The organism is Flavobacterium sp. (genome assembly GCF_034111225.1).
Lineage (GTDB): Bacteria > Bacteroidota > Bacteroidia > Flavobacteriales > Flavobacteriaceae > Flavobacterium.
Map to the genome: position 1 here is coordinate 107,129 of NZ_JAWUXR010000013.1, position 22,066 is coordinate 129,194.

Annotated in this window: 20 protein-coding genes and 1 pseudogene; 9 read left to right on the forward strand and 12 right to left on the reverse strand. The window is 30.4% G+C overall.

Annotated features, from left to right (window positions below; all coding sequences use genetic code 11):
- Positions 1-5 precede the first annotated feature (5 nt).
- Positions 6-1,772: a DUF4270 domain-containing protein gene (locus UXY25_RS10005; protein ID WP_320815879.1), complete on the reverse strand. Its 1,767-nt coding sequence runs from the start codon at positions 1,770-1,772 to the stop codon at positions 6-8.
- A gap of 15 nt (positions 1,773-1,787) precedes the next feature.
- The gene (locus UXY25_RS10010; protein ID WP_320815880.1) at positions 1,788-2,594 is read right to left on the reverse strand and encodes a glycogen/starch synthase; all 807 of its coding nucleotides are present in this window, start codon (positions 2,592-2,594) and stop codon (positions 1,788-1,790) included.
- Between the two features lie 108 nt (positions 2,595-2,702).
- On the opposite strand from UXY25_RS10010, the gene panC reads away from it, so the two are divergent.
- From panC to UXY25_RS10045, 7 genes are all read left to right on the forward strand, one after another.
- Positions 2,703-3,554 (forward strand): pantoate--beta-alanine ligase, encoded by an 852-nt coding sequence (panC, locus tag UXY25_RS10015; protein ID WP_320815999.1) that lies wholly within the window; start codon positions 2,703-2,705, stop codon positions 3,552-3,554.
- Positions 3,555-3,627: 73 nt separating this feature from the next.
- Entirely contained in the window at positions 3,628-3,978 is a 351-nt protein-coding gene (panD, locus tag UXY25_RS10020) for an aspartate 1-decarboxylase (protein WP_320815881.1), read from the forward strand.
- A 1-nt stretch (position 3,979) separates the two neighbouring features.
- A complete protein-coding gene (locus UXY25_RS10025; protein WP_320815882.1) occupies positions 3,980-4,942 on the forward strand; it encodes a lysylphosphatidylglycerol synthase transmembrane domain-containing protein in 963 nt (320 codons plus the stop codon).
- A gap of 41 nt (positions 4,943-4,983) precedes the next feature.
- Complete coding sequence (locus UXY25_RS10030; RefSeq protein WP_320815883.1) at positions 4,984-6,195, forward strand: alpha/beta hydrolase; 1,212 nt, start codon at positions 4,984-4,986, stop codon at positions 6,193-6,195.
- A 6-nt stretch (positions 6,196-6,201) separates the two neighbouring features.
- On the forward strand, positions 6,202-7,563 hold the full coding sequence (gene radA, locus UXY25_RS10035; RefSeq protein WP_320815884.1) for a DNA repair protein RadA: 1,362 nt from the start codon (positions 6,202-6,204) through the stop codon (positions 7,561-7,563).
- A gap of 61 nt (positions 7,564-7,624) precedes the next feature.
- Positions 7,625-8,203: a hypothetical protein gene (locus tag UXY25_RS10040; RefSeq protein WP_320815885.1), complete on the forward strand. Its 579-nt coding sequence runs from the start codon at positions 7,625-7,627 to the stop codon at positions 8,201-8,203.
- A gap of 63 nt (positions 8,204-8,266) precedes the next feature.
- Positions 8,267-9,880 carry a DUF4139 domain-containing protein gene (locus UXY25_RS10045; protein WP_320815886.1) on the forward strand — a complete coding sequence of 538 codons (1,614 nt, stop codon included), beginning with the start codon at positions 8,267-8,269 and terminating at the stop codon, positions 9,878-9,880.
- Positions 9,881-9,959: 79 nt separating this feature from the next.
- On the opposite strand, the gene UXY25_RS10050 is transcribed toward UXY25_RS10045, so the two are convergent.
- The 3 genes from UXY25_RS10050 to UXY25_RS10060 all read right to left on the reverse strand — a co-directional run bounded on the left by UXY25_RS10050 (position 9,960) and on the right by UXY25_RS10060 (position 12,843).
- Positions 9,960-10,994, reverse strand: a complete 1,035-nt coding sequence (locus tag UXY25_RS10050; protein WP_320815887.1) for an aldo/keto reductase — start codon at positions 10,992-10,994, stop codon at positions 9,960-9,962.
- A 103-nt stretch (positions 10,995-11,097) separates the two neighbouring features.
- Positions 11,098-12,063, reverse strand: a complete 966-nt coding sequence (locus UXY25_RS10055; RefSeq protein ID WP_320815888.1) for a flagellar motor protein MotB — start codon at positions 12,061-12,063, stop codon at positions 11,098-11,100.
- Between the two features lie 15 nt (positions 12,064-12,078).
- Positions 12,079-12,843, reverse strand: coding sequence for an exodeoxyribonuclease III (locus UXY25_RS10060; protein WP_320815889.1), 765 nt, complete (start codon positions 12,841-12,843; stop codon positions 12,079-12,081).
- Positions 12,844-13,026: 183 nt separating this feature from the next.
- Between UXY25_RS10060 and UXY25_RS10065 the strand changes: the two genes are divergently transcribed.
- Entirely contained in the window at positions 13,027-14,820 is a 1,794-nt protein-coding gene (locus tag UXY25_RS10065) for a lysophospholipid acyltransferase family protein (RefSeq protein ID WP_320815890.1), read from the forward strand.
- On the opposite strand, the gene UXY25_RS10070 is transcribed toward UXY25_RS10065, so the two are convergent.
- The 3 genes and pseudogenes from UXY25_RS10070 to UXY25_RS10080 all read right to left on the reverse strand — a co-directional run.
- On the reverse strand, positions 14,821-15,213 hold the full coding sequence (locus UXY25_RS10070; protein WP_320815891.1) for a DUF2752 domain-containing protein: 393 nt from the start codon (positions 15,211-15,213) through the stop codon (positions 14,821-14,823).
- A gap of 46 nt (positions 15,214-15,259) precedes the next feature.
- Positions 15,260-15,643, reverse strand: coding sequence for a DUF4234 domain-containing protein (locus tag UXY25_RS10075; protein WP_320815892.1), 384 nt, complete (start codon positions 15,641-15,643; stop codon positions 15,260-15,262).
- A gap of 426 nt (positions 15,644-16,069) precedes the next feature.
- Positions 16,070-17,017: pseudogene (locus UXY25_RS10080) on the reverse strand (2-hydroxyacid dehydrogenase); the annotation flags it as partial.
- Positions 17,018-17,095: 78 nt separating this feature from the next.
- Between UXY25_RS10080 and UXY25_RS10085 the strand changes: the two are divergent.
- Positions 17,096-17,767, forward strand: coding sequence for a hypothetical protein (locus tag UXY25_RS10085; RefSeq protein WP_320815893.1), 672 nt, complete (start codon positions 17,096-17,098; stop codon positions 17,765-17,767).
- Between the two features lie 2 nt (positions 17,768-17,769).
- On the opposite strand, the gene mgtE is transcribed toward UXY25_RS10085, so the two are convergent.
- Genes mgtE through UXY25_RS10105 form a run of 4 tightly spaced genes read right to left on the reverse strand, consistent with a single transcriptional unit; the run spans position 17,770 to position 22,001 of the window.
- Positions 17,770-19,122 (reverse strand): magnesium transporter, encoded by a 1,353-nt coding sequence (mgtE, locus tag UXY25_RS10090; protein ID WP_320815894.1) that lies wholly within the window; start codon positions 19,120-19,122, stop codon positions 17,770-17,772.
- Entirely contained in the window at positions 19,112-19,888 is a 777-nt protein-coding gene (gene rsmA, locus UXY25_RS10095) for a 16S rRNA (adenine(1518)-N(6)/adenine(1519)-N(6))-dimethyltransferase RsmA (RefSeq protein ID WP_320815895.1), read from the reverse strand. The genes mgtE and rsmA overlap by 11 nt, the downstream gene beginning before the upstream one ends.
- A gap of 17 nt (positions 19,889-19,905) precedes the next feature.
- On the reverse strand, positions 19,906-20,232 hold the full coding sequence (locus UXY25_RS10100; protein WP_320815896.1) for a DUF4286 family protein: 327 nt from the start codon (positions 20,230-20,232) through the stop codon (positions 19,906-19,908).
- A gap of 23 nt (positions 20,233-20,255) precedes the next feature.
- Complete coding sequence (locus UXY25_RS10105; RefSeq protein ID WP_320815897.1) at positions 20,256-22,001, reverse strand: tetratricopeptide repeat protein; 1,746 nt, start codon at positions 21,999-22,001, stop codon at positions 20,256-20,258.
- Positions 22,002-22,066 lie beyond the last annotated feature (65 nt).

The following is a 22,066-nucleotide window of genomic DNA, read 5'->3' on the forward strand; positions in this document are numbered from 1 at the left end:
TAAATTTAGTTTGTAGGTTCTGTATAATAAATTTGTAATTTCAATTTCATTGGAATTATATTTCCAGAAGAATCAGTATAAGTTGAAGTACTTGTTGAACCATGCAAAATGGTTCCTAAAGGACTCATAGCTGATGAAACAGGTAAAAATTCAACTTGAGAACCACCAATTGTTATTAAATTTCCTGGATTTATATAAGCATTTTGAGGCGAATTAATGTTTTCAGTTATAGAAACACCAATTCTTACATTTTGCCTATAATCTTCAATTTTACTGTTTACAAGTCTATTAATATATTCCGTTAATTTAACTTTATATCTAATTCCTTTTTCAGTTATTCCGTCTCGTTGAATAATACCACCAAACCCTCTTTTATTTCTTTTCACATCAGATGAGGTTGAGCCATCAGCATAATAATCAATTATAGGGTTATTATTTGTTGCGTCAAAAATATAAATTCTCTCAGGTTCAATTTGATTTGCTTTTCCCATACCAAAATCAGCAGATGTATCAATATAAAAAACAAGATTTGCTTCATTTATTAACCAATTATTTACCCTTAACTGATCTAATTCGTCAGGCACACCATTTGAACCGCTAACCATAACTCCATCTGCATTAATTTCGAAAACATCTGTATTTCCAAATAATTCAATAAAAGCAACTGAACCATCATTCCCTTTTAGATATAACCTTGAATCTCCTGTAGTCTCATTTGAAGCAGATAAACCAGCAGCATAATCAGCTTGTTTTGTATGCTCAATTAAACTTATTGAATTACTCGTTTTAAATGACGAAGCGTTATACCCCATCTGCAAACTGTAAACATATCTTGTTGGAGTACCGCCACTGAAAGTTGATTTGTATAAAATTTTAAATTCAGCTCTAGAAAAATCTAACATAGCCATTGAACCTCTTCCCGGTGAAGTTTCAGACACTTCAAACAACAAGCCTCTAAAAAAATCTTTAAAAGTACTGTTATTATACAAAACACCTGTGTCTGCTTGATCTAATATTTTTTGCTGAAAGAAACTGTTTTTCAAATCCAACCACATCCCTGGGGTCTTTCTTTCCTTTACGATTCTTAAAGAAGCATCATTTTGATCTAAGATTGCAACATTATTTTCGTCTAAATAAACTCCACTACCATTTGTTTTATATATAATAATTTCTTTATTACTAATAACAAAATTAGTATTTTGAGCAGTATTTGAACTGTTATTTAAAAGCTCAACACCTTTATAAGGGTCAATTTTAGATGACTTTTCATTTGAATAGTACTTTTGAGCCGATTGAAAGTTATTCAATGGGTCATAATCTCTTAACCTGTATCCGTTTTCTAAAACTTTTAAATCAAATTTAGCATTTTCATCATAACCATATACTGAGTCAAGCTCAAAAACTCTATTCCCATTAGTATCTGTAGATTCTAATGTACTAAAATAGGGTACGTATAAATATACCGAATCAATTACGGGAGTATCTCCAATATTAAAACTTGACGTTGACAATTCTACCTGAGAAACAAAACTAGCTTTTGTTAAACCAAAAGCCGGATTATCATAAATACCCAAAGCATTTATGGGTAAATTATTTGTTTGAACAGAACCCGTAGCCTTAGAATACGCAACAACTGTAAAATCGTCTTTTCTATCTAAATCAAAATGGTTTCCACCAACGATTTCAGAACCTATTGTGTTAAAATCTTTATCACATGATGTAATTGAAATAACTGACAGCAAAACAGTTATACCTAAAATAATCTTTTTCATAGTATAGTTAAATAATTACAATACTTGGTTTTTCAAAAAACTAGTATATTTTTCTTGAACTTCTTCTTTGTTGGCGAAAGGTAAAAAAGGTTTACCTGAACTTTCTATATATTTTGTTAAATCTGCCGAAAGCTCTTCAGAACCAATAATTACAGCGTCTGAATAGTCAATAGTAAGCTTCATTAAGTTTTCATACGAAGGCTTTTCTAAAAGTTTTGCATCTTCTTTTGAAACATTATCAAAACAAACTTTATCCATTAAATTTCCATCTAATTCACCTTCAAAGCCTGATCCATAAACTGAAGTAACAATTTTTGTGTCAGCAAAAATACCTTCATTTTTATAAAAATGTTTAAGATATAAAGGTAACAAAGAAGCCATCCATCCATGAACATGAATTACATCTGGAACCCAATTTAATTTTTTTACAGTTTCAACAACTCCTTTTGCAAAAAATATAGCTCGCTCGTCATTATCAGGAAATAAGTTTCCTTCTTCATCTGTAAAAGTTGCTTTTCTCTTAAAATATTCGTCATTATCAATAAAATAAACCTGAATTCTCTCTTTTGGTATAGAAGCGACCTTAATAATCAAAGGCATATCCATGTCATTAACGACAAGATTCATACCAGATAAGCGAATTACTTCGTGTAATTGATGTCTTCTTTCATTGATGTTCCCATATCTAGGCATAAAAATTCTAATTTGCCCCCCTAGACCGTTAATCATTTTTGGAAATTCATACGACTGTAGAGAAACTTCATTTTCCGCTAAATAAGGCACCACCTCGGATGATACATACAATATTCTCTTATCTTCCATAATTATATTGAATTGTGTATTAAGTTCAAAAAACACGCAAAATTACAAAAATTTATGGATTTATCCACTAAAATAGTAAGTTTGCACTTTAAATTAACTCACATTAACATGCTTGTTTTCAATCAGAAATCAGAATTAACAGCTTTTTTAGAATCGCAAACAATTGAATTTAAGTCCGTTGGATTCGTTCCTACAATGGGAGCACTGCATTCTGGTCACCTGTCATTAATACAAAAATCACTTGAGAACAACGACTTAACTGTAGTAAGTATTTTTGTAAATCCAACACAGTTTAATAATAATGATGATTTAAAAAAATACCCTAGAACACTAGAATCCGATATTGAAAAAATAAAAAAAACAAACAATAAAGTAATTATATATGCCCCTTCAGTTGATGATATTTATAATAATTCAGTAGAATCAGCTTCTTTTAACTTTGACGGAATTGAAAACCAAATGGAAGGCAAACACAGACCTGGTCATTTTGACGGTGTTGGCACAATTGTTAAAAAATTATTTCAAATTGTAAATCCAACCAATGCTTATTTTGGAAAGAAAGACTTTCAGCAGCTCCAAATAGTTAAAAAGATGGTTGCAAAGGAAAAGCTGATTGTGAAAATTATAGGTTGTGAAATTTTAAGAGAACAAAATGGATTAGCCATGAGTTCTAGAAACGAAAGACTTTCGACAGAAACAAGAGAAAAAGCATCCCTTATTTTTCAATTTTTAAGAAAATCAAAAGTCTTATTTCAAAAAAAATCGGCACAAGAAGTTTCTAAATTCGTAATTGAATCTTTTAAAAATATTAATAAGTTTGATTTAGAATATTTTGAAATTTGTGACGAAGAAAAACTATTGCCTTGCCTAAAGAAAAATAAATTAAAAAAATACAGAGCTTTTATTGCCGTTAATGTTGAAGGAATAAGGTTAATTGATAACATTTCTCTAACCAAATAAGCATTAGGCTTAAAAAAAGCATAATTTTTTTAAAAAAAATATTTAATTTATTCGAATTAATTAACTTTGCACCATGCATATTCAAGTAGTAAAATCAAAAATTCATAGAGTAACCGTTACAGGTGCAGATTTGAATTACATCGGAAGCATCACAATTGACGAAGCGTTAATGGAAGCATCCAATATTATAGAAGGAGAAAAAGTACAAATCGTAAACATCAATAATGGTGAACGATTAGAAACTTACGCCATAAAAGGACCTCGTAACACAGGAGAAATAACTCTTAATGGACCAGCTGCAAGAAAAGTGCACAGAGGAGATATCATAATTATTATTTCTTATGCTACTTTAGATTTTGAAGAGGCTAAGAAATTCAAACCTTGTTTAGTTTTTCCAAACGAGAAAGACAATTCATTGACTTAGTTTGAAAAAAAAAATAAATAATCTATTAAGCATAATACTCCCATTATTATTGGGAGTATTTTTAATTATATACACCTACAATTCTTTTACTGCTGAACAAATAGAAAAACTTAAAAGTTCTGTTTTAGGAGCAGATTATAGATTTGTAGTAATTTCAGGATTTTTAGCTTTTTCAGGATATATTTTAAGAGCTTATCGATGGAAATATACTCTTGAATATGTAGGCTATAAATCCAATTTTAAATTAAACTTAATTGCTGTAAGTATTGGTTATTTTTTAAATCTTACCATTCCAAGATCAGGTGAAATTTCAAGAGCTGCATTACTTACAAAATACGATGACGTTCCATTTGACAAAGGTTTTGGAACCATTATTTCAGAACGAATTGTAGATTTCATTGTTTTACTACTTTTTATACTAACCGCAGTAATCTTAGAATTCGACACACTTAAAAACTTTCTATTAGAATACATTCCCTTAAAAAAACTAGTTCTATTAATAGGAATTGGCATAATAAGCTCTTGTATAGGAGTTTATTTGATGATTTATTCAAAAATAAAGTGGGTTTTATGGATAAAAAATAAAGTTTCAGGACTTACAGACGGAGCTTTAAGTGTTTTTAAAATGCCCAATAAATGGCCTTTTATTTTACTTACATTATTGATCTGGTTAACATATGTTTTGATGTTTTATTCCATCATATTTGCTTTAGAAGAAACAAAAATGATTTCTTTTGGAGCTGTTCTTGTCGCTTTTGTAATTGGAAGCTTAACAATAGCTTTTACAAATGGTGGTTTTGGGTTTTTCCCCGTTTTAATTGCCAAAATATTATTTTTGTACAACATTCCCATTGAAGCAGGAAATGCTTTTGGATGGATTGTATGGACTTCACAATTAATTATCACCATCCTTTTAGGCGGAATTGCTTTTTTAATACTTCCTTCCTTTACAAAAAAGAAATAAATTAGTATATTGGTCTTCTAATAAATCAATATATCTTTTTTATGAAATCAAAATTGTTTTTAATCCTTTTCTTAAGCGCTATAACTGCTTTTGCTCAACGTATTCCAGAATCAATTGAATCTAAAAAATTAAATGGGAAAAGAGATTTTACTGTTGTTTTACCTTCATCTTACGAAAGTTCTCCAGATAAAAAATACCCTGTTTTAGTTGTTTTAGACGGCGAATATTTATTAAGTCCATTTGAAGGGATTCTTAAATATGGAAACTATTGGGACGATTTACCTGAAATGATTATTGTTGCTGTTAACCAAAATTACGGCGAAACAAGATATTTAGATAGCGAATTTGACCAAGGAGGTTTTCCTTCTGGAACTGGAGCTAACTTTTTTGAATTTATTGGTATAGAATTACTTCCGTATGTTGAAAATAAATACAGAACTCAACCTTTTAGAATAATTGCTGGTCACGATACAACTGCAGGTTTTATAAATTCATATCTATACAAAGATAACCCTGTTTTTAACGGGTATATTTCTTTATCACCTGAATTAGCTTTTGACATGGAAAAAAGAGTTGCAGAAAGACTTGCTGTAATTACAAAACCAATTTTCTATTACCAAGCAATGGCAGAAGGTGATAAAGACGAATTAAAAGAGAAAGCTTTAAAACTATCTCAAAATGTAAAAGGTATTCCAAATGCTAAATTCAAGTTTACAGCAGAGGAAATCATTGGAACAACCCATTATTCAGTAGTGGCAAGTGCTGTTCCAAGTGCTTTGTATTTTATCTTTGACGGTTATGCACCAATTTCTATGACAGAATTTCAAACTAAAATTGCAACACTTGACAAAGGATATGCACAATATTTAATTGACAAATACACTAATTTACAAGAAAAATTAGGCATTGACATTAAACCAAGATTAACCGATTTTAAAGCAATTGAAGCTGCTATCTTAAAAAACAAAGCATATCCAGAATTACAAGAATTATCTAAATATGCTGAAAAAAATTACCCAAAAACTACTTTAAGTATTTACCACCAAGCGTTGTATTACGAAAAAATGGGGGAATTTAAAAAAGCAACCAAAGAATACAAAAAAGCTTTTACAAAAGAGGAAATACGTGAATTAACTAAGGACTTTATGATTTCTCGTTCTGAAGATTTAAAAAACAAAGACGACAAATCAAAAGTTGAAGAATATGCTGAACCAGCACCTGTTGAAGAAGGTGAGAAAAAAGAAGGCGAATAATTAACTATGGCTAAAATTAAAACCTCATTTTTTTGTCAAAATTGCGGTACACCATTCTCAAAATGGCAAGGACAATGTCATAATTGTAAAGAATGGAATACTATCGTTGAAGAAATAGTTCAAAAAGAAGAAAAAAAAGCTTGGAAAAGCGATTCTGGTTCAACAACTAGAGCTTCAAAGCCGCTTTTAATAAGAGAAATTGACAACAGTAAAGAAATAAGACTTAACACTACCGATAACGAATTAAACAGAGTTCTCGGTGGTGGTTTAGTTCCCGGGTCATTAACTCTTTTAGGTGGAGAACCAGGAATTGGAAAAAGTACTCTATTGCTTCAAATTTCTTTAAAATTACCTTATAAAACCTTATACGTTTCTGGAGAAGAAAGTCAGAAGCAAATTAAAATGCGTGCCGAAAGAATTACGCCAAATGGCGACAATTGTTACATTCTTACTGAAACAAAAACGCAAAATATTTTCAAACAAATTCAGGAAATGCAACCTGAAATTGTCATTATCGATTCTATTCAAACATTACATACCGATTATATTGAATCTTCGGCAGGAAGTATTTCCCAAATTAGAGAATGTACGGCCGAGCTGATCAAATTTGCCAAAGAAACGAATACGCCAGTATTACTTATTGGTCACATTACCAAAGACGGAACAATTGCTGGTCCAAAAATTTTGGAACACATGGTGGATACTGTTTTGCAATTTGAAGGTGACAGAAATCACGTGTATAGAATTTTACGTTCGTTAAAAAACAGATTTGGTTCAACCGCCGAATTAGGAATATACGAAATGTTAGGAAGCGGTTTGCGCGAAGTAGAAAACCCTTCTGAAATATTAATTTCCCACAAAGACGAAGCCTTGTCAGGAACAGCAATTGCATGTACACTTGAAGGCATGCGTCCGTTAATGATCGAAATTCAGGCGTTAGTAAGTTCAGCAGTTTACGGAACACCTCAACGAAGCACAACAGGTTATAACGCCAAACGATTAAACATGATTTTAGCTGTTTTAGAAAAAAGAGCTGGTTTTCGTTTAGGCACAAAAGATGTCTTTTTAAACATTACAGGAGGGATTTCTGTGGAAGATACCGCAATTGATTTAGCCGTTGTGGCTGCTATTTTATCTTCTAATGAAGACATTGCCATTGAAGACGGATTTTGTTTTGCAGGTGAAGTTGGACTTTCGGGAGAAATACGCCCAGTTAATAGAATTGACCAACGTATACAAGAAGCCGAAAAACTTGGATTTACTTCTATATTGGTCTCTAGACACAATAAAATTTCTCTAAAAAATACTAAAATAAAAGTGGTTTTGGTTTCTAAAATTGAAGATGTTGTAGGTGTTTTGTTTGGGTAACTAACTATAGATTCAAAGTAAAAATAGCCAATTAAATAATATTTAGTATAATAAATCATTAATGAAATTAATAATAAAGTTTTTTATATTATTTTTAATTACGTCATGTTCAAGTGAACAATTTAACCTAATTCAATATCAGAAATACCCTGTAAAGTTCACTAAAAAACCTGTGGCATACCCTGATGGAACTTTTAAATTATTGCTACCATTAAATTGGGATTGGAAGGTAGAAAATTTTGATGAAATTGAAGAAATCTCAATTGGGATTGATGCATTTTCAATGCCTGATGAAAAAAAATTTATTAATGCTATCTCAATACAAAAAGGAAAAGGTTTTTCATCTAAAAAGAATTTAAATTCTGAATATAATTTTATTCTTGACAAAATAAAACAAGATTCCAGATTAAAATTAATTGAATTTGGCAAAACAAATTTCATAGAAAACGAAGCATATTTTCTACATACAAAATCAAACTCTGGAACTTATGGAGAAATTGAAATGATATCATTCATAATAAAAAGTAACTCAGACAAAGATTTTTATTATTTAAATGCATCTGCACCTAGAACAGAGGAATTAAATAAAAACATGGCTATTATGATACAGTGTTTAAAAACTTTTAAAGAAAAAAACTAATTCCCTTCCCAACCTTTTCATGAAAATGTCTCTCTATAATAGAAAGACATAAAATTCATAAACATGAAAAAATTATTTTTATTACTAACTATTATGGTTTCGGCAACATTGTTTGCTCAAAAACCAATATTTACAACCGCAACTGTAAAAGGCGCAACTGTTTACAGCAACAGCGCTGAACTTATTCAAACCACTTCGGTAAACTTACCAAAAGGAACAAGCGAAATTGTCATTAAAAACGTTGCCGATTATTTAAACGAAAATACGGTTCAAATTGGCGCACCCAATTCCTTAACAGTTTTATCGGTTCAATTTACCCAAAATTATATTTCAGAATATGAAATTGACGAAAGTAATCCTGCTATTAAAAAAGTACGTGACAGCATCAATTGGGTTCAAAAAGAGCTAGTAAGCATACAAACTCAAAAAAATTCGCATGCTAAAACCATTGAATTGTTGGACAAAAACCAACAAGTTTCTGGAACCAATACCGGTTTAAATGTGTCTGAATTAATGAAATTAGTTGATTACTATAATTCTAAACGCACACAACTTAGCAATGCAATTACTGCTTTTCAAGAAAAAGAAAGCAAGTTGAATGAGAAGTTGAAAAAACTAAATTCTAAACTAGAAATCAACACTAAAAATGAAGAAAAATCTTCAAAAGGAAAATTGATTTTACAAGTTATGAATGAATCTGCTGGAATAGTGAATTTAGACATCAATTATCTTACAGCTGGAGCTACATGGAAGCCTTTCTATGATTTAAGAGCAGAAAGCATCAGTACGCCAATTAATATGATGTACAAAGGTCAAGTGACACAAAACACAGGTGTTGATTGGAAAAAAGTAAAACTTACCTTATCTAGCGGCAACCCAACACAAAACAATAACGCACCTATTTTACAAGCTTGGTTTTTACGTTTTGGTTACAACAGAGGCTTTGTACAGTATAACAACTCAAATGCTGTAATGAATACAATTCAGTCAAAAGCATCTGGAATGAAAGTAAGCGCTGATGAATTGCAAGAATCTTCAGTTTCAAATTTCACGAGCATTAATGAAAACCAACTAAACGTTTCATTTGACATTGATATTCCTTATGATATTTTATCAAACGGGAAAGCACATAGTGTTGCTTTAAAAGAAATAAAATTACCAGCTTCGTATCGTTATTATGCAGCTCCAAGAATAGAAAAAGAAGCGTTCTTATTGGCTGAAATATCAGATTATTCTAAATTTAATCTATTGCCTGGAGAAGCGAATATTATTTTCGAAGGAATGTATGTTGGTAAAACGGTAATCAATCCGAATCAAACATCAGACACATTGAATTTAAGCATGGGAAGAGATAAAAAGATCTCTATTAAGCGTGAGAAAATTGCAGATAAATCGGGAACTAAATTCTTATCCGCATATAAGGAACAAACGTTTACCTATGATATTACCATTCGAAACAACAAAAAAGAAAGTATTGAATTATTGTTGAAAGATCAATATCCAATAAGTACGGATAAAGAAATTACAGTAGAACTTTTAGAAAAAGATAGAGCGAAAGTAAATGAAGAAACCGGAATTTTAACTTGGGATTTAAAACTAGGTGCTAATGAAACCAAGAAAATAAGAATCAGTTATAAGGTTCGTTACCCGAAAGACAAAGTGATTGATAATTTATAATCTAAATTTTGTCAAGCTGAACTTGTTTCAGCTTCTAAAACAAAAAGCCCTGCAAATGCAGGGCTTTTTTTATATATTTTTATGGAGCCGGATTTGGAATTAGTTCCTGAATAATTTCAATTTCGTTTAAAATGTCATCTGATAAAACTACATCAAAAGCGTCAATATTCTCTTTTAATTGCTCTAAAGTTGTAGCTCCAATTATAGTTGAAGTTACACATTGTTGCTGGTTTACATATGCTAACGACATTTGAGTTAACGTAAGGTTATTGGATTCAGCTAATTCTTTATATAATTTGGTTGCTTTATGACAATTTTCATTAATGTATCGTTTGAAATTTGGAAACAATTGCATTCTAGAATTTTCAGGAATACCCTTTAAATATTTACCTGTTAAAAACCCAAAACCTAAAGGTGAATACGCTAGTAAGCCAACATTTTCGCGCATACACATTTCGCTTAAACCCACTTCATACAATCTATTCAATAAAGAATACGGATTTTGAATGGTTGCTATTCTTGGTAAATTATGTTTTTCACTTTCTTGTAAAAACTTCATTACACCATAAGGGTTTTCATTTGAAACACCAATATGTTTAATTTTACCTTCTTTAATTAATCCGTCATAAATGGTTAAAACATCAAAAATATTGTCTTGCCAATTAGGATCTAATTCTTGAACACCACGTTTTTGAAACATATTCATTACGCGTTCTGGCCAGTGCATTTGGTACAAATCGATATAATCGGTTTGTAGGTTTTTTAAACTCAACTCTACTGCTTCCGTGATGCTTTTTTTAGAAAAATCTAATGGATTTCTAATATACGTCATGCCACGATTTGGTCCAGCAATTTTAGTTGCCAAAACCACTTCATCTCGCTTCCCCGATTTTTTAATCCAAGAACCAATATGTCTTTCGGTACTTCCAAAAATATCCGCATTCCCACCTATTGGGTACATTTCTGCAGTATCAATAAAGTTTACACCTCTTTCTAAGGCGTAATTTAATTGAGAATGTGCTTCAGTTTCTGAATTTTGGTTCCCAAATGTCATGGTGCCAAGACAAATTTTACTAATTTTTATCGACGTATTCGGTAAAGTAGTGTAGTTCATTTTTGTAGTTTAAAAGTGTAAATATACAAAGTAGTAAGATTCTTTTAAAGAAAAAGACCCAAAGTAAGTACTTTGAGTCTTTAAAGTTAAATGATTTAGAATATTATAATTCGCTCATTAATTTAGAAATCTCATCTAATTTTGGTGTTAAAATAATTTCAATTCTACGGTTTTTAGCTTTTCCTTCAGCCGTTTCATTTGCCATTAAAGGTGCATATTCACCTCTACCAGCTGCAGTTAAATTCTTTTTATCTACTTTTTTATTTTCAGATAAAATATTTACAATTGCAGTTGCACGTTTTGTAGATAAATCCCAGTTGTTTTCTACTCCACCACCAATAGTTCCTGTAATTTTATCATTATCTGTATGTCCTTCAATTAATACAGAAATCTCAGGATTATCACCTAATACTTTTCCAACTGCAGTAACTGCTTTTTTTCCTTCAGAACCAACCGTCCAACTTCCAGATTCGAAAAGTAATTTGTTTTCCATAGAAACATATACTTTTCCATTTCTATGCTCAACTGTTAATCCTTTTCCTTCAAATGCATTTAAAGCTTTAGATAAAGTTTCTTTTAGCTTATTCATTCCAGCTTCTTTATCAGCCATCATTTTTTCTAATTCAGCTAATCGGCTTGTTGACGATGCTAAATCAGCTTTCAATTTATCTAAACGTTCTTGTTCTGCATTTAATTTGCTTTGTTTGGCATCTAATTCAGCTAACAATTCTCTGTTTTTTTTCATGTTGCTGTCTAAAGCATCATTACTGTTTTTTTCTAAAGCAGAGTATGAAGATTTTAAATTATCCAAGCTTTTTTTAGTCGCAGCATAATCTGAAGATAATTTATCTCTTTCTGCTTTTGCTTTATCTAATTCTGTTTGTAAGCTTGTTTTTTCAAGTTCTAATTTGTTTTTGCTTTTAGATAATGCTCCGTTATCATCTGCTAATGCATTACGCTCTTTCTTTAAATCGGCATATTTGTTTTCTAAATCATTATAAATCTTTTTAGAAACACAAGAAGTAGTTAATCCAAAAACTACAACAGCTAGGGCAACTTTTTTTATCATTTTCATTTATTTATATTAATTATTTAATTCTACAACTACAGGGCAATGATCTGAATGTTTAGCATTTGGTAAAATATAAGCGCGCTCAATTTTACTTTCTAACGACTTGTTTACTAAACAATAATCAATTCTCCAACCTTTATTATTATTTCGAGCATTTGCTCTATAACTCCACCAACTGTAATGGTGTGGTTCTTTATTTAAATGTCTAAAAGAGTCAATAAAACCGTTTTTCATAAAACCGTCTAACCATGCTCTTTCTACTGGTAGAAAACCTGAAGTGTTTTTATTCCCAACAGGATTATGAATGTCTATTGCCTCATGACAAATATTATAATCACCACAAATAACCAAGTTTGGAACATTTTCTTTAAGCTTTGTAATGTATTCCTGAAATTCATCCATATATTGAAATTTATAGCTCAATCTATCGGAATTTGTTCCAGAAGGAAGATATAAACTCATTACAGAAACCTCATCAAAATCTATACGCAAATTACGTCCTTCAAAATCCATATGCTCAATTCCTGTACCAAAAACCACATTTTTAGGCTCTTTCTTGCAAAAAATAGCAACTCCACTATATCCTTTTTTTTGAGCTGAAAAATAATATTGATATGGATATCCTGCAGCTTCAATTTCAAGTCTAGGAACTTGTTCTTCCATAGCCTTAATCTCTTGAAGGCAAATAACATCTGGATTAGCTTGTTGCAACCAAGTAATAAAATCTTTTGATATTGCAGCTCTAATTCCGTTTACATTATAAGAAATAATCTTCATTTTCTGGTTTTGGTTATCGTTCAAATGTAATAAAATACTATTGAAAATAAAACTACTTTGCCAGTATTTTAAAGGTTTTTCGTTAACAAACAAATAATTACAACATACTGCCGCTTTCTTGTAATAGTTCACTTAAATTAAGTGAGAATTGTTATCTTTGTTTTTAGATTAAACAAAAAATAAATGGGATTAGTTAATGCCAAAGAAGTAGCAAAAGCTATAAATACTGACAAATATGGGATTTTTGGAACTTTTTCAGGTTGGTTACTGATGAAGGTTTTAAAAATTTCTACTCTAAATAAAATTTACAACAGAAATAAGCATTTAAAAGACATTGAGTTTTTAAATGCTATACTTGATGAATTTCAAATAAAATTTGAAATTCATCAAGATGATTTAAAAAGACTACCAAAAGACGGTGCTTATATTACAGTTTCAAATCACCCATTAGGAGGAATTGATGGTATTTTACTTTTAAAATTAATGCTTGAACAAGAGCCTGAGTTTAAAATCATAGCCAATTTCTTATTGCACAGAATTGAACCTATGAAGCCGTATATAATGCCTGTAAATCCTTTTGAAAGCCATAAAGATGCAAAATCTAGCGTTCTAGGCATAAAAGAGACATTAAGACATTTAAGCGACGGTAAACCTTTAGGTATATTTCCTGCAGGAGAAGTATCTACTTATAAAGACGGAAAGTTAGTCGTAGATAAGCCTTGGGAAGAAGGAGCAATAAAAATCATCAAGAAAGCAAAAGTTCCTGTTGTTCCCATTTATTTTCATGCTAAAAACAGTAAGTTATTCTATTTCTTATCTAGTTTAAATGAAACATTAAGAACAGCAAAACTACCTAGTGAATTATTGACTCAGAAAAACAGAGTTATAAAGGTTAGAATAGGAAAACCTATTTCTGTAGCAGAACAAAACGAAATTGAAAACATTACAGAGTACGGTGATTTTCTTCGTAAGAAAACCTACATGCTTTCTAATGCATATGAAGAAGAATCTAAGTTTGGTAATTTTTCTTTATTAAAAACTACAAAGACTCCAAAGCAAATTGCAAAATCTGCTAATCACGAAAATATTCTAGAAGAAGTTGCTTTACTTAAAGAAACAGATTGTCGTTTGCTACAAAGCAAAAATTATGAAGTTTATTTAGTAACTGCTGACAAGATTCCGAATATTCTACACGAAATAGGACGTTTACGTGAAATTACTTTTAGAGAGGTTGGAGAAGGAACTAATGAATCTTTAGATTTAGACAAATACGACAAGTATTATCACCACATGTTCCTCTGGGATGTTGAATCTCAACAAATTGCTGGAGCTTATAGAATGGGTCTTGGCTCTCACATATATGCTTCACACGGTATTGATGGATTCTATTTACAAGAATTATTTAGATTTGAGCCTGAGCTTTTTGATATGATGAGTAAATCTATCGAAATGGGAAGAGCTTTTATTATAAGCGAATACCAACAAAAACCAATGCCTTTGTTCTTATTATGGAAAGGAATTGTTCATACTACACTACGTTACCCAGAACATAAATTCTTAATTGGCGGTGTAAGCATTAGTAATCAATTTTCTGAATTCTCAAAATCGCTTATGATTGAATTCATGAAATCGCATTATTATGATCCTTATGTTGCACAATATGTTCATCCTAAAAAAGAATTTAAAGTTCAATTAAAAGATGCAGATAAAGATTTTGTATTCAATGAAACCGAAGCCGATTTAAATAAATTTGACAAAATTATTGATGAAGTTGAGCCAGGAAATCTTAGACTGCCAGTTTTAATTAAAAAGTACATTAAACAAAACGCAAGAGTTGTTGCCTTTAATGTAGACCCGCTATTTAACAACGCTGTTGACGGACTTATGTACATTAAAATATCTGATATACCAGAAAGCACAATGAAACCAGTTATGGAAGAATTTCAGGCAGAGTTAGAGAAAAAAGATAAGGGATAATTACATCCAAATCGATTCTTTCAAAACATCACTGTATCCATTTGTAGAGATAAAATAAATTACTCTAATAAAATGATAAAGCATAAGTATAGCAGCAATTACATAGGTTATCTTTTTTCTGTTTTGATATGAAATAGAAAGAAATTCTTTATCATTGATAAATTCTACAGTGAATTTTATCAACAAGAAAATGCAAAGTAAAACTACAAAAGGGCCAAACAAATGATAATAAAGGCTTTTATAGATATTGCCTTCATAAAAAAACACCATTGATTTTGTGATACCACAACCTGGACAAGGAAACCCAGTTATCATTTTAAACGGGCAAAAAGACTGCTCCGTTTCTAAACCACCAGCATTGTTGTAATAAATTAAAAAAGGAATAATCAACATAATAAGTATGCTAATTATTCCAACTATTCTATTTTTTTTAAACGTATTAATTGTATAATTTATTAACTTCCGATTGAACAATCATTGCTGAAATCATTGGAAAAAACAATCCTAAAACTAAAAGCAAAGTAGAATCATCTTTATTTGGCTGACCCGTTAATTGATATACTTTTGGAAGCGCATCTCTACCCACTAACCAATAGAAAAACAGATTTAATCCGCAACATCCCGTAACAATTGCAATAGTTGGCGAAATCACTTCTTTATTATTAACAGCGTTTAAAACTTCTGCCATTTTAACATTCCAATAAATTAAATATAAACCACAAGTAATTATCCCAAGAATTAACACGACAATTGGGTCTACCTTAAAATTAGGGATGTTACTTTGTGGTTGATTCCAATCTTCATTTGTTTTTGTAGTTTCCATACTTTATTAATTTTAGTTTTTAAATGCATTATCTATTGGTTCCCAAAGTTCGATTTTATTTCCTTCCAAATCTAAAATCCAGCCAAACTTACCATACTCATATGTCTCCATTTCACCTACAATTGTTACACTTTCTAGTGATAATTTTTTTAAAAGACCTTCCAAGTCAACAACTCTAAAGTTTTGCATGAACTCTTTCTTCGATGGTTCGAAGTATTTTGTATCTTCTTTAAAAGGACTCCATTGTGTAGAACAATCGTCTCCGTTTTCGTTTTTCCACCAAAAAGTACAACCATACTCATCGGTAGGCAAGTCTAAATGTTTTTTATACCACTCTTTTAAAAGCGAAGGATTTTGAGTTTTGAAAAAGAAACCGCCTAAACCAGTTACTCGTTGTTCTTTTACTTCAACCTCTGACTTACCATTGTAAAGTAATTCAATTTTATCTACGATTGTTTGTGCTAATTTTTTATGACTTTCGAAAGTCCAGCCACCCACATGAGGAGTAAGCAAAACATTATGAGCTTTTTTTAAATATTCGAAAGCATCATTTTTCTGATTTTCGTCAAATAAATTTTCAAATGAAAGTTTCTCATATTCTAAAACATCTAATCCTGCACCAAGAATTTTTCCTGATTTTAATGCAGTCACTAAATCTGAAGTCACTACACTTTTCCCCCTAGCAGTATTAATTAACCAAAATGGTTTTTTAAATGCATTAACAAAACCTGCATTCACCATTTTATCAGTTTCAGGCGTCCAAGGAATATGTAAACTCAACACATCTGCTTTTTCTTGTAATTCAGCTAAAGAAACTTGCTTTGCATTTGCATCACCAACAGCATTTTTAATATCATAACATAACACATTTACATCAAAACCTCTTAGTTTCTTTGCAAAAGCTTTACCCATATTTCCGTAGCCAATTATTCCTACGGTTTTTCCATCTAACTCATGTCCGCGATTGGATTCCCTATTCCATTGACCACTTTTAACTTCGGTATTTGCTTTATTTAAGTTGTTGAATAATGACAAAATCATTCCTAAAGCGTGTTCACCAACAGCATTTCTGTTTCCTTCTGGAGCTGCAATTAATTGAATGTTTTTACTTTCAGCGTAATCAGAATCAATACTTTCTAAACCGGCTCCTACACGAGCTATAAACTGCAAATTTGTAGCTTTATCAATAAATGCTTTATCTATTTTAAAACGACTACGAATTACAATTCCGTTATAATTGTGAATTTTAACTTCTATTTCCTCTTTAGAAGAAATAAAATCCTCATCGTTTTGAAAGCCTAATTTTTGTAATTGATCTAGCAGTAATGAATTATTACTGTCTATATGAAGTATTTTAATAGATTTTGAAATCATGATATTATTTTAATAATCTAAAGGTAATTTTTTTTTAAAAACTTATTTATAAATATTATTTTTCTTTAACTTTAAAAAATGAAAAAACTACTCGTCTTTTTATTATTCAGTCAACTTATTTATTCTCAAAAAACATATGATTTTGATTATATGTTAGAATACAAAAGTGTTCTTGACTCTACAAAATTAATTTCAAAACCCTTCTATTTAATTAACTCTAAAGCAAATAACTACCTTGTTCTATCTTATAGAAAAGACAGTTTAAACAACATGTTTAATTTTGGAGAGTTTGAAGGAAAAAAAAGACCTTATATCAACGAACCTGTTAACAGACAAAAACTATTAGAAACAAATTTAATAAATGTTGATTGTGTTTCTATATTATTTCAATCTGAATATCCTTTTAAATACAAAGTAAAAGATTATTATTTTGAAAACTTAAACGACACCATTATTAATTCTGTATCATATTATCATTATGCAATAAAGTGCAACAGAAGTCTTAAATATCAAAAAAGAAAAAGTATTCAAGATATACATTTCATAGTAGATAGAAATAGCCCAACATTTTTACCCTTTTTTATAAATCAAACCGTTTACGAAGAATGGAAATTAGATAAAAAGATTCCAAATGGCATTGTTAAAATAAAATACTATGTGGATTGGGAAAATAAAATTACCATTAAATGGGTTTTAGAGAAAATAACACCTATAAAAAAGGTTGTAATAATTCCCGAAAAATGTAATTAGAATTAAAACCCTAAAATACCTTTTGCAATTGTAAAGAAGATTATAATTCCCATTATATCATTACTTGTTGTTATAAAGGGTCCGGTTGCAAGTGCTGGGTCAATACCATATTTATCTAAAACAATAGGTATAAAAGTTCCAACTAAAGATGCCATAATAATAACAGAGAGTAAGGCTAAAGAAACCGTAATCCCTGTTTTTACATCTATATCTAGCAGAAAATAACTTCCTATGATTAGTAAAATTGCTAAAATAAATCCGTTTAATAAACTTAATGATAACTCTTTCAATAATCGCTTGAACAGTGAACCAGACAAAGCATTATTAGCTAAACCTTGAACAATAATTGCAGAAGACTGTACTCCCACATTTCCTGCCATTGCAGCAATTAAAGGTGTAAAAAAGAACAATTCTGGATGAATGTCCATCGCTGGTTCATATAAACCCAATACTTTAACCGAAATAAAACCTCCAAAAAGCGCTAATACCAACCATGGCAAACGTGCTTTTGTTAGTTCAAGAATACTATCATCTGCCTCAACATCTTGCGAAATACCTGCAGCTAACTGGTAATCTTTATCAGCTTCTTCCTTAATTACATCGACAATATCATCAATGGTAATTCTACCAACCAATCTTTCTAATTCGTCTACAACTGGAATAGCTTCTAAGTCATACTTTTGCATAATACGAGCTACCTCAACATTCTCAGTATCTACTCTTACATAATCTACTTTTGGAATATAAATTTCACTAATAGGAGTTTTTGTAGAAGTGGTTAATAAGTCTTTAAGTGAAAGTCTACCTTTTAATCTTCCTTCATCGTCAACTACATAAATAGAATGAACTCTAGAAACATTTTCAGCCTGCGCACGCATTTCTTTTACACAAGTTAGTACATTCCAATTTTCATTGACTTTTACCAACTCTTTTGCCATTAAACCACCTGCAGAATCTTCATCATAACGAAGTAAGTCAACAATGTCTTTGGCGTGTTCTACATCTTCTAATTCAGAAATTACCTGTTGCTTTCTTTCTTGAGGAAGTTCGGCGATAATATCGGCAGCATCATCTGTACTTAATTCATCAAGTTCTTCTGCAATTTCTTTTGATGATAATTTTTTAAGAATTTTTTCACGAACATCTTCGTCTAATTCTAATAGAATTTCGGCAGTTATTTCTGAATCTAGTGCGTTGAAAATATAACTCGCTTCATGACTATCAAGCTCGTCCATAATTTCGGCAATATCAGCAAAGTGAACGTCAAGAAGTAAATTTTGTAGTTCTTGTTCTTTGTTTTCACTAATAAGTTGCTCTATTTGAGCAATGAATTCTTTGCTGATTTTAAACTCCATCGGCCTCTATTTTTTGTGTTAATTCTATAAATTGTTCAAAAGAAAGTTGTTCTGGTCTTAGGTCAAAGATACTATCTTCTTTTAAAACATCAGAATGAATCATAGCCTTTAAACTATTTCGCATGGTTTTTCTACGTTGATTAAAAGCCATTTTAACAACCGAAAAAAACAATTTTTCATTACATGGTAAAACGAAATTTTCTTTTCTTCTTAAACGTAAAACACCAGAATCTACTTTTGGGGGCGGATTAAAAACTTCTGGCGGAACAGTAAATAAATATTCGGCTTCGTAAAATGCTTGTGTTAAAACCGATAAAATTCCGTAGACTTTACTTCCTTTTTTCTCACAAATACGTTGCGCTACTTCTTTTTGAAACATTCCAGCAAATTCTGGAACTTGATTTCGCATTTCCAACGTTTTAAAAACTATTTGCGTAGATATATTATACGGGAAATTTCCAATGATTGCGAACTGCTCTCCATTAAAAACTTCGTTTATATTGTATTTTAAAAAATCTTTAGATATAATTTTTCCTTCTAATTTTGGGTAATTTTCTCCCAAATATTCAACCGATTCAGTATCAATTTCAATTACAAATGTTTCTTTGGGTTTTTCCAATAAATACTTTGTAAGCATACCCATACCAGGACCAATCTCTAATACTTTAGAATAACTTTCCAAAGAAATTGAATCTGCTATTTTTTCAGCAATACTTTCATCTGTAAGAAAATGTTGACCTAAATGTTTTTTTGCTCTTACTGACATTTTTTTGTCTTTTAAAATTAATTATCTGAATGAAAATGCTCGCTAAAAACTTCTAACTCTGTTCTAAAAGCTAACATTTTATCTCCAAACAAAGATAGTCCTTCTTCTCTTAGTCTTGGCGCATGATTTTTATAATAATCTTCTAGCTTATCTTTAGAATCTGTAAAATACTGCACAGCATAGGTTGTACCCCCCATGTCTTCTTCCACTAAAACCTTAACCAGTTTTGCTTTGGTAAACAAACCTGTTTTCAAAACATCGTTAATATGCTTTTGCTGCATCCATAACAACCATTTTTCATGTATGCTTTCATCAATATTTATAGTAACGTTATATATTATCATTTTTATTCTTTGTTTTGAATTTATTACAGTGAATTATCTCCTCTTATTTTTCGGTATTGTAACTTCGCTTCTGTATAAAAAATACTATCCGGATGTTCAAAAATTACTTTTTCATACAAAGGTTTTGCCTGCAAAGTATCATTTAGTTTTTTATTGAAAATTTCAGCAGAATAAAACATTGCTTCATCTAGAAAAACACTCTCTTTATGATTTTCAATTATTTTTTTATAATAACTTAATGCTTGTAAAAATTCTTTTTTCTCTTCGAAAATTTGTCCGATTTTCAATAGCGCTTCATCTTCAATATTATCGCCTTTAAAGTTTTCCAATATACTTAAAAACCCAGTTAAAGCTAGATCGTTTTTCTTTTGATACAAAAGCAAATCTGCTTTCGCATAAGCTGTTAAGGCAGTTCTTGTACTATCTTGAGAATTATCTGAAATAAGTAAAAACAAAGCAATAGCATCATTAGCAATTAATAAACTTGACGATTGTTTTAAAATTTTTACCTGTTGAAAAGTCCAATCGAAGTCATTTTTATAATAATTTGTTTTAGCCATTTTCATACTTGCCTCATGTGCTAACTCGTCATTTTTTAAATTTTCTTCAACTTGTGCGTAATAGAGTACTGCTTGGTTAAATTTTTCATCGAAAACCATAATATCAGCTAATTCCATTTTCACAATAGATTCTTCTCTAAGATTTAATGGAAGCTTTAAAGTCGAATTTAACAATTGAATTGCTACTTTAGGTTGCTTACTATAAAATGCATCAAAGTGAGCTGCTAAAATTTGAAGATTTAAACTATAAGGAGTTATTCCGTATTTTTTTAATAACAAACTTAATTCATTTTGAATCGATTCGTATTCTGACGCATTAGCCGATTCAATTTTCATTTGCATTAAAAAATGATGCGCTTGCATTTGCAAACCTATATCTGAAGTGTTTTCTAAAACAAATTGCAAAATAACAGCTGCATCTTCATTTTGCTTATCGTTGATTGCTAATCTTGCTAGAGCTACAATGTTGTAAAAACTTTCTGGATTACGTTTATATATTGCTCGTTCTTGTATAAATGCTTTTCCGAATTCTTTTTGTTGTACATATAACCAACTCAAAAACTGATTCCAATAATTGTCTGGCGCTTTTTGTGTTTTGGTAAGCAATGCTTTTTTTAGATAAGTTGTAAAAGTTCCATTTACGTCTTCTGATATGAAACGCGATAAATAATTTTGAACCAAACTAGTATTCTCTTGTTTGTCAAAGGAAAACTGCAATAACTTATCGGTCATTAATTCTACATTACCCATTTGTCCTTGAATTAAGGCAATTTGGTAATCAAAATTTAAACTAGGATTCTCTTTTTGAGCAATGTCATAGACCTTTAAAGCCCAATCTAGAAGTACTTTTTTTTCAAAAACATTTCCGATTTGATAAGCATAATTAGGTTCTTTTTGCACTTCACTTACAGCTAAATCATATTGTTTTTGTGCTTTTGAATTATTTTTTTGTAATTGAAAATTATATCCTAATTCAACATATAATATGGGTTGACGGTATTTTTTATTTCTATCATCAATTGCTTTTTCTGCTTTTTCATACTGTTGCAATTGCTGATAACACGTAATTAATCGTTCAAAATAATAATAATTTGCTGGCTGTTTATTTGAAATACTTTCTAGCATTGTAACAGCTTTTTCAAATTCACCCTTCTCAAAATAATCCAGCGCCAATTGTTCGTTTTGAGCAAAAGCAAAAAACGAAAACAAAAAAATTATTTTGGAGAAAAAATTTTTCATATCTATTAGAAACAAACAATGTACTAAAGTAACAC

Excerpts from the sequence above, each read along its gene's own strand:
- UXY25_RS10005 (WP_320815879.1), bottom strand. The coding sequence starts at position 1,772 with ATGAAAAAGATTATTTTAGGTATAACTGTTTTGCTGTCAGTTATTTCA.
- UXY25_RS10010 (WP_320815880.1), bottom strand. The coding sequence starts at position 2,594 with ATGGAAGATAAGAGAATATTGTATGTATCATCCGAGGTGGTGCCTTAT.
- panC (WP_320815999.1), top strand. The coding sequence starts at position 2,703 with ATGCTTGTTTTCAATCAGAAATCAGAATTAACAGCTTTTTTAGAATCG.
- panD (WP_320815881.1), top strand. The coding sequence starts at position 3,628 with ATGCATATTCAAGTAGTAAAATCAAAAATTCATAGAGTAACCGTTACA.
- UXY25_RS10030 (WP_320815883.1), top strand. The coding sequence starts at position 4,984 with ATGAAATCAAAATTGTTTTTAATCCTTTTCTTAAGCGCTATAACTGCT.
- radA (WP_320815884.1), top strand. The coding sequence starts at position 6,202 with ATGGCTAAAATTAAAACCTCATTTTTTTGTCAAAATTGCGGTACACCA.
- UXY25_RS10040 (WP_320815885.1), top strand. The coding sequence starts at position 7,625 with ATGAAATTAATAATAAAGTTTTTTATATTATTTTTAATTACGTCATGT.
- UXY25_RS10045 (WP_320815886.1), top strand. The coding sequence starts at position 8,267 with ATGAAAAAATTATTTTTATTACTAACTATTATGGTTTCGGCAACATTG.
- UXY25_RS10050 (WP_320815887.1), bottom strand. The coding sequence starts at position 10,994 with ATGAACTACACTACTTTACCGAATACGTCGATAAAAATTAGTAAAATT.
- UXY25_RS10055 (WP_320815888.1), bottom strand. The coding sequence starts at position 12,063 with ATGATAAAAAAAGTTGCCCTAGCTGTTGTAGTTTTTGGATTAACTACT.
- UXY25_RS10060 (WP_320815889.1), bottom strand. The coding sequence starts at position 12,843 with ATGAAGATTATTTCTTATAATGTAAACGGAATTAGAGCTGCAATATCA.
- UXY25_RS10065 (WP_320815890.1), top strand. The coding sequence starts at position 13,027 with ATGGGATTAGTTAATGCCAAAGAAGTAGCAAAAGCTATAAATACTGAC.
- UXY25_RS10070 (WP_320815891.1), bottom strand. The coding sequence starts at position 15,213 with ATGTTGATTATTCCTTTTTTAATTTATTACAACAATGCTGGTGGTTTA.
- UXY25_RS10075 (WP_320815892.1), bottom strand. The coding sequence starts at position 15,643 with ATGGAAACTACAAAAACAAATGAAGATTGGAATCAACCACAAAGTAAC.
- UXY25_RS10085 (WP_320815893.1), top strand. The coding sequence starts at position 17,096 with ATGAAAAAACTACTCGTCTTTTTATTATTCAGTCAACTTATTTATTCT.
- mgtE (WP_320815894.1), bottom strand. The coding sequence starts at position 19,122 with ATGGAGTTTAAAATCAGCAAAGAATTCATTGCTCAAATAGAGCAACTT.
- rsmA (WP_320815895.1), bottom strand. The coding sequence starts at position 19,888 with ATGTCAGTAAGAGCAAAAAAACATTTAGGTCAACATTTTCTTACAGAT.
- UXY25_RS10100 (WP_320815896.1), bottom strand. The coding sequence starts at position 20,232 with ATGATAATATATAACGTTACTATAAATATTGATGAAAGCATACATGAA.